The sequence below is a fragment of the Azospirillum cavernae genome (assembly GCF_003590795.1).
In the GTDB taxonomy this organism is placed as follows: domain Bacteria; phylum Pseudomonadota; class Alphaproteobacteria; order Azospirillales; family Azospirillaceae; genus Azospirillum; species Azospirillum cavernae.
Genome location: NZ_QYUL01000001.1, coordinates 2,161,366 through 2,175,109, shown reverse-complemented (window position 1 = coordinate 2,175,109; position 13,744 = coordinate 2,161,366). Strand labels below are relative to the sequence as shown.

The following is a 13,744-nucleotide window of genomic DNA, read 5'->3' as shown; positions in this document are numbered from 1 at the left end:
TGCGCGAGCTTGGCTGGGCTTTGCCCTGCCGGGCCGGTGCCCCGGTCGCGATCATCGATCCGGCGGAGGCTTGCATCCATTTGGCGGTGGTTGTACGGTTTGGTTCACGAGGACGGTGGCCGAGCCTTGGCCAGGCGGCGCTTCGGCCTTCGCTGGCGGGCGCGCCTTCACCATCCCGGCGTCTTAGTTGAAGCTTACGCCGAGGTGCAGGAAATGGCGACCAGCCCGTCGGCCTCGCCAGCCCGGTTTTGGGTCCAGCGTCTCAATTCCCGACTCGCGGACATCAAGGACCATGTACCATTTCTGGCCAGCGGGAGCGTTTATGTCGTCTCGGTGGTTGGAGGCCGGATGGCCATGCTGGGCGAGCTCTTTTTTGAATTTGGGTGTCGGGATGAACGTGCTCTTTATCTGGACGTCCGCGACTGGTTGATCGCCTGCGCTCAAGGCGGCAACGGCTCGCCGGGGCCGTTTGCGCCCCCGCGACACGCCGCTCGCCAGCAGCGAGTGCCCGCGATCAATGCGGTCGTATGACTCATCGGTCAGAGGACACGAAAGCCGAGGGGCACCGCGGCTTTCCGCTTACCTGCGCCGGCCATCTGTTTTTGCGCGGCCAAGGGTTTGGAGCGGAGGACCGTTCGGAGGCGGTTCGAAGGCGGACCTGTCACCCTGCGCCCGTTCATTCAGGTGGCGTGTCGTGACCGAGGAGCATCTCGCCAGCGTTGAATGCAGGTGGTGGGCGTCCCACCCGATACCGCATTTCGGCGGAGGCAAATGCATGTCGCGAGTGCGATGCATTCGCCATGCCGTTACCGTAGGATTTCGAGCCGTCCAATCCCGATCAGGCTCGTTGGCCTCGACGTTCATGGCCGACCTGTCGGCCCCCTTCGACTGCACGGCGTCTATCCGCGACGCGCCCTTCCCGAGGCGGGCGGCGTGCGCCCCCGACGTTCCGGGCCGGGATTGGGGCGGTTATGAGCCGCGCTCTCATCACTTTTTAAGGAGCCCCCGCCATGCGACGTGAAACCGCTCCCGGGCTCGCGTGCGCGACCGGATTTGAAGGGCTTTTTGCCAAGACGGCGGAGGTGCCGGGACAACCCCGTGGGAACCGGCTTGTTTGCAGTCTTTGCGGACGTGACGCTGTCGTTTCTGTGGACGTGAGGAGGACAAGCCGCCACGTGATCCCGTTCAAGAACGGCCCTCAAAATCTGCGCGTGCCGCTGTTTTCGGCCGAGGTGGCAACTCAAGGCACCAGCGCCGCGAACCGATGGACCTATCGTCGGCCAAGATCCACCGCCAGCGGAACCGCCGCGCCCAATCAGGCGTCGATCTGCCAGGGCGCCGCCGACGCGGTGGTCAAGGGCGGCCCTGGCTCGATGCTGGCGCTGATGACCGCCGCCTACCGCAAAGCGGACAATTTCGGCGAGGTTTGGTTCCTGCCGCTGGCCGACGCCGAGGCGGGCGTGGCGGCCACCGGCGGCGTCACCCTGACGGGCGGCGCGACGGCGACGGGGGTGCTGTCGCTCTACATCGGCGGCGCGCTGGTGTCCCAGGCCGTCACCAGCGGCCAATCCGCCGCGACGGCGGCGACGGCCCTGGCGGCGACGGTCAACGCGATGATCGATTTGCCGGTGACGGCCTCCGCTGACACGGGGGTCGTCACGCTGACGGCCAAAAACAAGGGACCGGCGGGCAATGAGATTGACCTCCGCCTCAATTACCGAGGGGCGGCGGGCGGCGAGGCCTCGCCCGTCGGTCTCAGCGTCGCCGTAACCCCCATGGCGTCGGGCGCGACCCCGCCGGACCTGTCCGCCGCCTTCGCGGGCCTCAGCGACATGGCCTTCGACTTCATCGTCTTTCCCTACACCGACGCGGCCAGCCTGGACGCGGTGAAGGCGCTGCTGAACGACGTGTCGGGCCGCTGGAGCTGGTCCCAACAAATCTATGGCCACGCCTTCGCGGCCAAGCGCGGGACGCTGGGGGCCTTGACCAGCTTCGGCTCGACGCGCAACGACCAGCATGTTTCGGTGCTGGGATTCTACGACAGCCCAACCCCGGCCTGGGTCGTCGCGGCGGACTTCGCCGGGACCGCCGCCGTCAGCCTGCGCGCCGACCCTGGCACGCCGCTCCAGACCCTGGCGCTGTCCAGCATGCTGGCCCCGCCCATCGCCAGCCGCTTCGCCATCGCCGAGCGGAACGTGCTGCTGTGGGACGGCGTCAGCACCTTCGTCACCGCCGACGATGGGACCTGTCGGCTGGAAAACGTCATCACGACCTATCAGAAAAACGGCTTCGGGGCCGCCGACGACAGCTATCTGGAGGTGGAGACGCTGTTCCTGCTGGCCTTCATCCTGCGCCGGATGAAGAGCGTCATCACCAGCAAATACGCGCGGGTCAAGCTGGCGGCCAACGGCACGCGCTTTGGCCCCGGCGCCAACGTGGTGACGCCGAACATCATCAGGGCGGACCTGATCGCGGCGTACCGCGAGCTGGAGGCCGAGGGCTATGTCCAGAACGGCGACGTCTTCAAGGCCGAGATCATCGTCGAAAAGAACAAAACCAACCCGAACCGCGTCGATGTGCTGTGGCCCGGCGCCCTCATCAACCAGCTGCGCATCTTCGCGCTGCTGGCCCAATTCCGCCTGCAATAAGGAGGTTCGCCCATGGCCGACACCAGCCGCCGACTCGCGGGAGTCGCCTATTTCACCGTCGATGGCGTCAGCTACATGCTGGCCGGAGATTTCAGCTACAGCCCGGTGCAGGTCAAACGCGAGACCATCAGCGGCATGGACGGCGTCCATGGCTACAAGGAGACGCCGATCCCCGGTTTCATTTCCGCCACCCTGCGCGACGCGGGCAGCCTGTCCGTCGCGGCCTTCAACGCCATGACGAACGTCACCGTCATGATCGAGCTGGCCAACGGCAAGATCGTCACGGCGCGCAACGCCTGGACGGTCGACAGCCAGGAGGTCAAGGGCGCGGATTCGACCTTCGACGTGAAGTTCGAATCCGCTTTGGTCGAGGAGGCGTAAACCATGAGCACAGATCATTTGCCGGACGAACTCGTGATCGAGCTGCGCAAGCCGATTGAGGTCGGGTTGGAAGTCTACATGGAGATCCGGCTGCGCGAGCCGACGGCGGGCGAAGTCGAGAAGGCGCAAAAGGCCCTGATCGGGCCGAACGCGTCCCCCACGATGAGCGACATCGTGATGGTGTCCTTGGTGTCCGGCCTTCCGAAACCTGTCGTCGAGCGGATTCCCTACAGCGATTTCGAGAAGGCGGTGCGTTACCTCATGGGTTTTACGGGCGGTGGCCTGACAACTGGCGCGACGTCCTAGCCGAGGTCACACGGTGGTATGGCTGGGGGCCGCGCGACGCGTGGTCGCTCACCTGGACGGAGCTGTCCTGGTGGCTTGACCAGGCCGTGCGGATGATGAAGGCGGAAGCCCGATGACCAACCAATTCCAGATCGTCATCACGGCGAAGGATCAGGCGTCCGCCGTCGTCGCCAAGGTCGGGTCGGCGCTCGGTCAAATCCGCCGCCCGATAGCCGGTATCGGCTCGGCGGTCGCCGGGTTGGGCGACGCGACCCGGTTGAGCGCGCTGGGCCATGGCGTCGCCAACGTTGGCGGAATGGCGCGCGAGGCCGCCGGTGGGCTTGGCCTGCTGGGCGGGTCCGTGGGAGCCATCGCGGGCGTGGGGTCCGTCGCGGGCGTGGCGGCGCTGGTCAACCAATGGGGGCAGGTTGGCGTCGCCACCGCGAACGCCGCCGGGGGATCGGCATCGCCGCCGGTCGCTTGCGGACGTTGGGCAGCGCGGCGGGGCTGGCCGGGTTGGAGGCGGGCGCGATGACCGGCAGCCTGCACGCTCTGGGGGCGACGTTGCAGGACGCCGCCTATGGCCGCGCGCCGGAAGCCGCCGCGATGCTGAACATCCTGAACATCCGCATGAGCCGAACGGCGTCTGGCGCGGTGGACGCCGAGCGGGCGATGGGCGATCTGGCCGACGCGATCGGGCGGCAGAGCAACCCGCAGACCCAGGCCCGCGTCGCCCAAATGTTCGGGGTCGAGCAGCTGCTGCCGATGCTGCGGCGGGGGCGCGACGGTTGGAAGACATACCTCGCCGATGTCCAGAAATACGCCGAGGTGTCGCAGGACACGCAGGCGAAGTCCGAAGAGCTGGGGGCGTCGCTCAATCGGCTGAAAGCCGCCGCCAAAGGCGTTGGAGCCACGATTGAGGCGTCTTACGCTGACCGATTTGGCGGCATCATCAACAAAACCGCCGATTGGGCGGCGGCCAACAAGCCGTTGGCGGGCGGATTGGCCGAGGTCGGCGTCGCTTTGGGGGTGGTGGCCGGTGTGGCGCGGTTTCACCCTGTGCTGGGCCTGATCGCGGGGATCGTCCAGGGAGCGGCCCTGATCTACGAACACTGGAACGGGATCGGTGATTTCGTCCGTGGCGAGCTGGACAAGATCAGCAAAGCCGACCCATTGCGGTTCGGCGTGCGCGAGCAAACGACCGAAGAAAAGAAGCAGCGGGAAGATTCCGGCTGGCCGAGCTGGCTGCCGCATTTCAGCCTGAAATCAGCCACGCCGGAGGAAAAGCCAGCCATCGCCGCGCCCCAGGCCAGCCCACCGGAGAAATCCTGGTGGCGGAGCCTGTTCGTCACCCCCGCCAACGCCGCCGTGCCTCCCGCCGCCGCGCCGTCGGCGCCCGCCGTCGCCGCGCCGCAATCCACAGCCGCCGCTCTGCCGACGGCTGTCCCGCCCGTGACGGTCGGCGCGGACACCAAGGCGATCACCCTCGATCCGACGGCGGTGGAGGCGTTGACCCGCGTCGCCATCGCCGAGGCCGGCAACCAGGGGGCTGTGGGCTTGGAAGGTGTGGTGCGGACGGTCCTGAACCGATCGGCCCACCCGGCGTGGGGCGGGTCCATCCCCGACGTGGTCAACCAGCGCGGTCAGTTCGAGCCGGTGATGCGGGCGGGTGGCGACTGGCGGAACCTGCCATCGGGATCCACCGCGCAACGGGCGACGGTCCAAGGCATCCTGGACGGGATCGCCAGCGGGCGGCGGACCGACCCGACCGGCGGCGCCACCTATTTCCTCAACCGCGACATTTCCGAGCGGCGCGGCACTGATTTCGGTCGGGGCCGGGATGATCTGCGATCGGCGGAAATCGGCGACCACAGCTTCTACAAGCCCGGCGTGTTCGGCGAAAAGCCGACGCCGGTGCCGAATTATTCGGTGTTGCTGTCGGACCTCGCCAAGGCCCAGGCGGAGCAAGCGCGAGCGGCGGCGGCCAATCCGGGGCAACCCGGCCAACAGGGGCAGCAACAGGGGCAACCGATCCAGGTTGACGTGCGCTTCTCCGGCGCCGTGCCGCCGGGAACGACGGCGTCGGTGCAGGGCCAGCCGGACAGCGTCTTCGCGCCGACCCGCGTCAATTACTCCACCCCCGACTTTGCGAGGCCGTGATGCCCAACCGCAACGCCTATCAGGCGCTTGGCGGCGCGCTGGACCGCGTCACCAACGCCGCCGGTCGCTTGGGCGTCGATCTGGCCGGGTTCGACGGCGGCGCCGGGCCGTGGCACACCCGGCTTCAAACGGCGTCGTTTCGGGGCGTGCCCTTCGGCGTCATCGGATCGGCGTCGGAGTTTGGCCGCCGTGTCGCCGTCCATGAATACCCCTACCGGGATTCGGTGTGGGTGGAGGATTTGGGGCGCGGGCCGCGCCGCATCAGCCTGATCGGGTTCCTGGTCGAGGGGTCGGTCCAGTACGGCGGGGGCGACGTGCTGGCCCAGCGCGACCGGCTGGTGCGGGCGTGCGAGACGGCGGGCGAGGCCGAACTGGTCCATCCGACCTTGGGTCGGAAATCGGTCGCTCTGCTGCGCTTTCACGTCGTCGAGCGCCGCCGCGAAGGCCGGGTGTTCGAAATCACGCTGGATTGCGTCGAGGCGGGAAAGCTCCAGTTTCCCGAGGGCGGCGCGACCAGCGTCGGCCAGATCGAGGCGGCGGCGGACGCCGTCGGAGCCGCCGCCGTTCTGGACTTCGTCCAAACGGTGGGCGGGTTGCTCAAGCAGGGATCGGCCATCCTGCGGCAGATCGTCAGCGCGGTCGGCGTCTCTGTCCGGGCGGTCTTCCGCCTGATCGACGACGCGACGAACCTCTACAACGCGGTGCGCGACCTTCCCGGCGCGTTCGGTCGGTTCATCGGCGGCACAAAGGTCCAGGGGCGGCGGCGCGGCGCGACGACGGCTTCTCCCGCCACTCTCCCCGCCCTGAAGGCAGCCACGGCGGCGCGGCGGGCGACGGTGGCGCAGGCTGGCGCGGACGCGATGGCGCAGGCGAAAGCGTTGACGGCGGCGAGCCTGCCAACCGCCGCCGCGAGCGTCGCCGCGCTGGTGTCCGCCGCCGCCCGCGCCACCCCCAACGCGACGGACGCGCTGCGCCTGCTGACGCCGCTGGCCAGTTTTTCGCCGGTCTCCCCCGTCAGTTCAGGGACCGTCGGTTCAGGGGCCGCCCCTTCGGGGCCGTCGCCGACCCCGGCGGCCACGGCCACGGCCACGCTGGTGCGGCGCGCCGCCTTGGCGGAGGTGGCGCGGGCCGCCGCGCGGTATGAGCCGCCATCGCACGACCAGGCGGTTGAGACGCGCAGCCGGGTGGTGGAGCTGATCGACGCCGAAATGACGCGGGCGGGCGACGCCGGGCAGGACCAGACCTATCAGGCGCTGCGCGCCCTGCGCACCGCCGTCTCGGTTGATTTGACCGAGCGCGGAGCCAGCCTCACGCGCCGCGTGGTCGTGTCCACAGCCCGCCCGCAACCCGCTTTGGTGTTGGCGCAGCGGCTTTATCAGGACCCTGCGCGCAGCGACGAGCTGGTCGAGCAATCCGGCGCGATCCACCCGGCCTTTCTGCCGGTCCTCTTCAACGCCTTGGCGGAGTAAGTAAAATTGGTTAGCGCCATCATGGGCGTTTAAATTCTGGGGCTGTGTAATTCTGTGGTGTCGGGAGATAGGAAGAGGGAGGGCTGCAAGGTTGAAGCTTAACTCCCTCGTTATTAAATAAAGATTTTTTAGTCAAAATATCGCTCAACAGGACGCGATCTATGGGGTTGTCTGCCAGATAATCCCCATTTCCAATCATTATTAATCGGCCATTTTCGTAACGACTATAAGCGGCTATGATTTTATTTGCTGGACGAAAGCAGCCGTAATAGGTGTGGTTGTAGCGTTCAAGCAGTGCAGTTTCAGCATCGGTTGGCAAAGGGATCAATTCAAAACGCTTACTCACGAGATTGGCATCCCATGGACATCCTGGGGTTAAGCTGTTGGGGTTCTGTGGGCATGCAGCCTTCACTTCTGACGCGGCGAGTGCTGCGAGAAAGATCAAAAATCTACCGATGGTTTTCATGATGTCTCCGACACTCCCATTAGTGGAATTTCTAATAAAATAATCACCATTTTTGAATTGGAAGCAATCATGATCGACGACCTGACCCTGGTGATTGGCGGCGGCGCCGGGCGCAAGCTCTCCGGCTGGCAGCAGCTGCGGGTGACGCGCGGCGTCGAACGCTTGCCGTCCGACTTCGACATCACCTTCACCGAGCGCTTTCCGGGCGAGGTGGCCAGCGTCGTCGTCAAGGAGGGCGATGAATGCCAGGTGCTGCTCGGCTCCGATCTGGTGCTGACCGGCTATGTGGACCGCTTCATCCCAGCCATCGACCGCCAGTCGCACAGCCTGCGGGTGACGGGGCGCGGGAAATGCCAGGATTTGGTCGATTGTTCGGCGGAATGGCCCAGCAACCAGATCAGCAGCGCCGACGTGTTGAGCATCGCCGCGAAGCTGGCCCAGCCCTATGGCGTCACGGTCAGCGCCTTGACCGACGTCGGTCCGCCGATCCCGCAGATCAATCTGATGTGGGGCGAGACGCCCTTCGCGGTGATCGAGCGGATCGCCCGGTTTCGCGCTCTGCTGGCTTACGACGGGCCGGACGGCAACCTCGTCCTGTCGCGCGTCGGAACGGTCGAGCACGCCAGCGGTTTCGCCCAGGGCGCGAACGTCGAGAGCGCCGTCGCCCTGTTCTCGATGGATCAGCGCTTTTCAGAATACGTCGTGCGCTCCCTCTCCATGGCGCCCTTGGGCGAGGCTGGTCCCGACGGCGACATCCAGGCCATCGTGCGCGACGCCGGGGTGACGCGCCACCGCAAGCGCTTCATCATCGCCGAATCCGGGATCGTGGCGCTGGGGCTGTCGGAGCAGCGGGGCCGCTGGGAAATGGCCCGGCGCGCGGGGCGCTCCTTCCAGGTGCGGTTGACCGTGGACAGCTGGCGCGACGCGGCGGGCGCGCTGTGGACGCCGAACCGGCTGGCGCGGGTCACGCTGCCCAGCCTGCACCTGGACGCAACATGGATCATCGCCGAGGTGACGTATCAGCGCGGCCCGTCCGGCACCTCGGCCAGCCTGGTGCTGATGCCGCCATCCGCCTTCGAGCTGGCCCCGACCGTGCTGGTCCCTGTCCTGTCGGACGTCACGCCGGGGGCGCGGCCATGAGCGATCCGGGACTGATCGAGCGCCTTTACACCCGCGCGCTGCTGGCGATTGGCCGGGGCCGGATCACCGCCGTCACCGATGGCGGCGCGGTGCAGACGATGCAGGTCCGCTTGGGCGTCGATGAGTTGCGCGACAACACCCCGCGCCTCATCGAATACGGCCTCTCGTCGGTCCCGCCGATCGGCAGCGACGTCGTGCTGCTGTTCGTCGGCGGCGACCGCTCAATGGGCGTGGTGGTGGCCAGCGGCAACCAGGGCGCTCGACCGAAGGGGCTGGCCGGTGGAGAGGTCTGCCTCTACGACGACCTCGGCCAATCGGTCCATTTGACCCGCAACGGCATCGTCGTCAAGGGCGCGGGGCTGCCGATCACGATTGAGGACACCCCCAGCCTGACGATCAAGGCAAGCGCGAAAGTCCGCATCGAGGCGCCGCTGCTGGAGGTGACGGGCGACATCATTGACCAGGTCGGCGGCGGCGGGCGCAGCATGGCCAGCATGCGGGCCATTTATAACGAGCACACGCACAACGGCGTGCAGCCGGGCGGGGCCAGCACGGCCATCCCCAACCAACAGGAATAGCCATGGCCGACATCCTGGTGTCCTGGATCGCCAACGACGCGCGGGGCGATTGGTCCCTGGTCTCTGGCGACCTGGACACGGGCGACGACTTGGCCACCGCCATCCTGGTCAGCCTGTTCACCGACCGCCCGGCGACCGCCTCCGACAGCCTGCCGGACGGCACGGGCGACCGGCGGGGTTGGTGGGGAGATCGCGAGATCGGCTCGCGGCTGTGGTTGCTCGACCGCGCCAAGCAGACGGAAGAGACCCGGCGGCGCGCCGCCGATTACGTCGCCGAGGCGCTGCAATGGCTGATCGACGACGGCGTGGTCGCGCGCTTCACGATCCGCGTGGAATGGGCGCGCCGCTCGACCTTGGGCGTCTGGGTGATCGCCCACCGCAGCGACGGCCAATCGACCAGCTTTAACTTTGATTGGGCTTGGCAAGGAGTCGCCTGATGCCGTTTTCGCGTCCAACCCTCACCGACATCCGCCAGCAGGTGGCGCAGGACGTCGCCTCGGCGGTCGATGGTGGGGCCAACCTGTTGCGGCGGTCGGTGCTTGGGGTGCTGGGGGCGGCTCAAGCCGGGCTGGCGCATCTGCATTACGGCTATCTGGACTGGATCGCCAAGCAGGCCGTCCCCTTCACCTGCACCGACGAGGCCCTGGAGGGCTGGGCGGCCCTGAAGGGCGTCACCCGCAAGCCCGCCGCCGCCGCGACCGGAATCGTGACCTTCGCCGGGGCCGTCGGCGCCGTGATCCCGAGCGGGACGGTCATCGCCCGCGCCGCCGATGGCCGGGCGTTCACCAGCACCCAGACGGTTGCCGTTGGGGTTGCTGGAACGGCGAGCGTCCCGGTCCTCGCCGACGAGCCGGGGGCGGGCGGCAACACCGACGCGGGCGCGGCCTTCGCCTTGTCGCAAGCGGTTTCCGGCGTGCCGTCGTCGGGCACGAGCGGCGCGCTGATTGGTGGGGCGGATGTCGAGGCGGACGAGGAGCTGCGCACCCGCATGCTGACCGCCTACCAGATCACGGCGATGGGCGGCGCGCATGACGATTTCGTCAGCTGGGCGCTCGCCGTCCCCGGCGTGACGCGGTCCTGGTGCGTCCGCAACGGCGCGGGGCTGGGCACCGTCGTGCTGTTTGTGATGCTCGACGACGCGCAGGCCGCGCATGGCGGTTTTCCGCAAGGATCGGACGGCGTGGCGAGCGCCGAAACCCGCGCGCAACCGGCCACCGGCGACCAGCTGACCGTCGCCAACGCGCTCTGGCCGCTCCAGCCGGTGACGGCGCTGGTCTATGTCGTCGCGCCGATCCCGTCGCCGCTGGCGCTGACCATCGCTGGAATCCCCCTGTCCTCGCAGGCGGCGGCGCGCGACGCCCTGATCGAACGCCTGCGCGAAGACGCCACGCCCGGCGGGACGGTGAACATCAACCGCCTGTGGGAAGCGGTGCAGGTGGCGCTGGGCGATTCCAGCTTCGACATCAACGCGCCGCTGGACGACGTCTCAGCGCCGCCCGGCCACATGCTGACGCTGGGCGTCATCACCTTCGTTTGAGGTCGCCATGCCGCCACGTTACAGCCGCGCCGACTTCCGCGCGGCCTTGCAAGCCCTGCTGCCGACCGGGCGAATTTGGCCGCGCGAGGAAGGCACGACGCAAGCCCAGGTGCTCGACGGGCTGGCGGCGGTCTATGAACGGCAGAGCGCGGACGCGGCGGCGCTGCTGAGCGACGCCTTTCCGGCGGGCGCGCACCAGCTGCTGCCGGATTGGGAGGCCACGCTCGCGGTCAGCGGCCAGACCACGTTGCAGCAGCGCCGCGCGGCGGTGGTGGCGCAGTTGATCGGCGTGGGCGGCCAAAGCATCCCCTACCTGACCGCCTACGCCAAGGCGCTGGGCTTCGACGTCACGATCACCCAATACGGCCCGGCGCGCGCCGGTGGCGCTCAAGCCGGGAGTCCCTGCTGTGGCGACGCTTGGTCCTTTGTCTGGTCCATCGGCCTGGTCCAATGGACATCCACGCACGCGCGCGCCGGTCAATCGGCGGCGGGCGAATCGCTCGCCGCGTGGGGCGAGGCGGCTTTCGAGGCAGCCCTGCGCCGGGTTGCTGCGGCGCACACGCTGGTGCGCTTTTCCTACACCTCGCCAGACGCCGCGCCGTGGGATGACGGCCTGGTCGGCTGGGATCATGGGTTCACCATTTGGGAGACATGACGTGACCAGCTCTGTAGACCCCAGCCTCTTCCGCACCGCACCCCGCCTGAGCGCTCTGCGTCAGACGCTGGAGATCATCCGCACCGAGTTGAACGCCCTGTTCAGCCGGAGCGCGGTGACGCCCACCGGGACGTTGGAGGTCTTTGCGGGGGATGTGACGCCGCCGGATCGCCTGGTCTGCGACGGTCGCGCGGTGTCCCGCCAGACCTACGTCGACCTCTTCGGCGTGGTCGGAACGCGCTGGGGCGCCGGTGACGGGGCGACCACGTTCAACCTGCCCAACATCCCGCCCCGATATCGCTTTGCTGCGGGAGGCGGCCAGACGACGCCGCAACCGATTCTGGTGACGCGGCAGGCGACGGATTCCGAGGGGAACCCTCTTGTGGTGGACGGCAGCCCGGTGATGGAGACCGTCACCGTCGTGATCGATCTGCCGCTGGCCAAAACCGTAACCACAATCAAGGTGTGAGAATGGACGCCATCGATCATCCGACCGCCGCGACCTCCTCGGGGCGGTCGCTCTTTACGGAGGGCAGCCCCGCCACCGGCGTTCCCGCCACCGTCATCACCGCCGACTGGCTCAACGGCGTCCAGGGTGAGATGCTGACGGTGATCCAAACCGCAGGCCTCGCGCCATCGGGCGGCGACCATACCCAGCTGCTCCAGGCCATCCGAACGATTTCATCGACGGCGCTGGTGCGGCAACCCATCAACCTGGGTCCGGCGGCGGGCGCGATCGGCGTCAGCGGCACGCCGACGCTGTCGGCATCGCCCTATTATTCGCTCTACGGGGTCGCTCAGGGGCAAGCGCGGTTTGAGATCGCCACAAGTCCCAGCTTTGTCCCCATCCTGCACAGCGGCACGGTGGAGGCCGTGGCCTCTTACGCCGTCCCCGACTTGGTTTTGACGACGACCGGCGTCTATTGGTGGCGCGTCGCTTACGCCGACGTCGAGGGGCATTGGTCGGCCCCCAGCACGCCGACGGCCTTCACCTGCGCGGCGATCTTTTCCTTTGTCTCCCGACCGACAAACCTGACGCCCGCCAACGGGTCGGCTGGGGCCGCGCTCCAGCCCACCCTGACCAGCTCGCCGTTTTCGGTTGTCGCCGGAGCGGACGCGCACGCGGCGTCACGCTGGCGGGTCTCGACGGTGCCCAGCTTCGACACGGTCGTCTACGACAGCGGGATCAGCGCCGGGGCCTTGACCTCCGTCACATTGCCATCGACCGCCGCCCTCACGCCGCTGACCGTCTATTATTTCCAGTGTCAACATCAAGGCGCCACGCTGGGCTGGTCCGATTGGTCTGCGCCGACGGCCTTCACCGCAGGCGCTGGAGCGGGCGAATGGATCTTTTCCACGCCTGGCGCAACCAATTTCACGGTGCCGGTGGGCGTCACGCTGCTGACCCAGGTGACGGTGGTGGGCGGCGGCGGTGGCGGCGGTTACGACACCAGCCAGTACGATTCATCCGAGGGCGGACCCGCCGGAAACGGCGGCGTGTCGATCAAGTACAATCTTCCTGTGACCCCAGGCCAGGTTTTCACCATCGTCGTTCCGGCGGGCGGATCACTTGGGCAGCCCGGCGGGTCCGCGTCCTTCGGAACGCTGTTGTCGGCGACCGGCGGGGCGGCAGGACCGAACGATCTCAACCAGCGTGGCGCGGACGGCACAGGAATCGGCGGTGACTACAACCCCGAATATCGGTCTCAATTCGCGACCTTCGGTGGGGTCAGTTACGGCGGGGGCGGCAGCGGCGGATCTCTGGCCTTCACCGGCGGGGCCGGAACGCCCGGTCGCGTCGGGGCGGTGTGTATCAAGTGGGGTGGATGATGTGGGCACGCATTGATGCCGGCGTTTGCGCCGAGTTTGTAACCGACGATCCGACCGGCCTGTATCACCCATCGATTCTGTGGGTGCGGGTTCCTGACGCGTTGTCGGCCTGGGCCACGCACGATTATGTGTGCGTTGACGGCGCCGTCCAGCCGCCGACGCTCGACTATCTGCTCGCCCAACTGCGCGCGGCTGTGGTCGCGCGTCGCAAGACCGAGCGCGACCGTGGCGTCCTGATTGGCGGCCAACGCTGGCGCAGCGACAAGGCCAGTTACGACGACGTGGCCAGCAATCTGACCCTGGCCAGTCAGGTCGAGCTGGCCGGTGGCGGCTTCGAGACGGTCTGGAAGACGGCGGATGGCTTCGCCCGCGTCGGCAAGGCCGCACTGGCCACCGCCTTGCTGGCCATCGGGGTTTTCGTGCAGTCCTGCTTCGCCCGCGAGGAGGAGTTGAGCGCCGCCATCGATGCCGCCGAGACCGTCGATGACGCGCTGACGGCTTACGCCGCCGGGATTGATCTGGGTTGGCCCGGCGGCTGAACCCAACCGCGACAACATTCCAGTTTTCTCAGCCGCCCGGCACCCGCCCGGCGGCT

General features: G+C 67.7%; 16 protein-coding genes. 15 read left to right on the top strand and 1 reads right to left on the bottom strand.

Annotation, left to right across the window (positions count from 1 at the left end; all coding sequences use genetic code 11):
* Positions 1-213 precede the first annotated feature (213 nt).
* From D3877_RS10010 to D3877_RS09980, 7 genes are all read left to right on the top strand, one after another.
* Positions 214-531: a hypothetical protein gene (locus D3877_RS10010; RefSeq protein WP_147395134.1), complete on the top strand. Its 318-nt coding sequence runs from the start codon at positions 214-216 to the stop codon at positions 529-531.
* Positions 532-1,175: 644 nt separating this feature from the next.
* The gene (locus D3877_RS10005) at positions 1,176-2,648 is read left to right on the top strand and encodes a phage tail sheath subtilisin-like domain-containing protein (protein WP_238474813.1); all 1,473 of its coding nucleotides are present in this window, start codon (positions 1,176-1,178) and stop codon (positions 2,646-2,648) included.
* 12 nt (positions 2,649-2,660) lie between these two features.
* Complete coding sequence (locus D3877_RS10000) at positions 2,661-3,029, top strand: phage tail tube protein (RefSeq protein WP_119829099.1); 369 nt, start codon at positions 2,661-2,663, stop codon at positions 3,027-3,029.
* 3 nt (positions 3,030-3,032) lie between these two features.
* A complete protein-coding gene (locus D3877_RS09995) occupies positions 3,033-3,335 on the top strand; it encodes a phage tail assembly protein (RefSeq protein ID WP_119830444.1) in 303 nt (100 codons plus the stop codon).
* Positions 3,336-3,447: 112 nt separating this feature from the next.
* A complete protein-coding gene (locus tag D3877_RS09990) occupies positions 3,448-3,849 on the top strand; it encodes a hypothetical protein (protein WP_119830443.1) in 402 nt (133 codons plus the stop codon).
* Positions 3,732-5,474: a cell wall hydrolase gene (locus tag D3877_RS09985; protein WP_158599841.1), complete on the top strand. Its 1,743-nt coding sequence runs from the start codon at positions 3,732-3,734 to the stop codon at positions 5,472-5,474. The genes D3877_RS09990 and D3877_RS09985 overlap by 118 nt, the downstream gene beginning before the upstream one ends.
* Positions 5,474-6,943 (top strand): DNA circularization protein, encoded by a 1,470-nt coding sequence (locus tag D3877_RS09980; RefSeq protein ID WP_119830441.1) that lies wholly within the window; start codon positions 5,474-5,476, stop codon positions 6,941-6,943. Before D3877_RS09985 ends, D3877_RS09980 begins: the two co-directional genes overlap by 1 nt.
* A 19-nt stretch (positions 6,944-6,962) precedes the next feature.
* Here D3877_RS09980 and D3877_RS29350 read toward each other — a convergent pair whose 3' ends face one another.
* A complete protein-coding gene (locus tag D3877_RS29350) occupies positions 6,963-7,409 on the bottom strand; it encodes a hypothetical protein (RefSeq protein WP_147395132.1) in 447 nt (148 codons plus the stop codon).
* Positions 7,410-7,478: 69 nt separating this feature from the next.
* Between D3877_RS29350 and D3877_RS09975 the strand changes: the two genes are divergently transcribed.
* Genes D3877_RS09975 through D3877_RS09940 form a run of 8 tightly spaced genes read left to right on the top strand, consistent with a single transcriptional unit; the run spans position 7,479 to position 13,688 of the window.
* Positions 7,479-8,549 (top strand): phage baseplate assembly protein, encoded by a 1,071-nt coding sequence (locus D3877_RS09975; protein WP_119830440.1) that lies wholly within the window; start codon positions 7,479-7,481, stop codon positions 8,547-8,549.
* Positions 8,546-9,127, top strand: a complete 582-nt coding sequence (locus D3877_RS09970; protein ID WP_119830439.1) for a phage baseplate assembly protein V — start codon at positions 8,546-8,548, stop codon at positions 9,125-9,127. Before D3877_RS09975 ends, D3877_RS09970 begins: the two co-directional genes overlap by 4 nt.
* A gap of 2 nt (positions 9,128-9,129) precedes the next feature.
* Entirely contained in the window at positions 9,130-9,564 is a 435-nt protein-coding gene (locus D3877_RS09965) for a phage GP46 family protein (RefSeq protein WP_119830438.1), read from the top strand.
* The gene (locus D3877_RS09960; protein ID WP_119830437.1) at positions 9,564-10,664 is read left to right on the top strand and encodes a baseplate J/gp47 family protein; all 1,101 of its coding nucleotides are present in this window, start codon (positions 9,564-9,566) and stop codon (positions 10,662-10,664) included. The genes D3877_RS09965 and D3877_RS09960 overlap by 1 nt, the downstream gene beginning before the upstream one ends.
* Positions 10,665-10,671: 7 nt before the next feature.
* Positions 10,672-11,319: a YmfQ family protein gene (locus D3877_RS09955; protein WP_119829106.1), complete on the top strand. Its 648-nt coding sequence runs from the start codon at positions 10,672-10,674 to the stop codon at positions 11,317-11,319.
* 1 nt (position 11,320) lies between these two features.
* The gene (locus D3877_RS09950) at positions 11,321-11,788 is read left to right on the top strand and encodes a phage tail protein (protein WP_238474684.1); all 468 of its coding nucleotides are present in this window, start codon (positions 11,321-11,323) and stop codon (positions 11,786-11,788) included.
* 2 nt (positions 11,789-11,790) lie between these two features.
* Positions 11,791-13,149, top strand: coding sequence for a glycine-rich domain-containing protein (locus D3877_RS09945; RefSeq protein ID WP_119830436.1), 1,359 nt, complete (start codon positions 11,791-11,793; stop codon positions 13,147-13,149).
* Positions 13,146-13,688 carry a DUF4376 domain-containing protein gene (locus D3877_RS09940; RefSeq protein ID WP_147395131.1) on the top strand — a complete coding sequence of 181 codons (543 nt, stop codon included), beginning with the start codon at positions 13,146-13,148 and terminating at the stop codon, positions 13,686-13,688. Before D3877_RS09945 ends, D3877_RS09940 begins: the two co-directional genes overlap by 4 nt.
* Positions 13,689-13,744 lie beyond the last annotated feature (56 nt).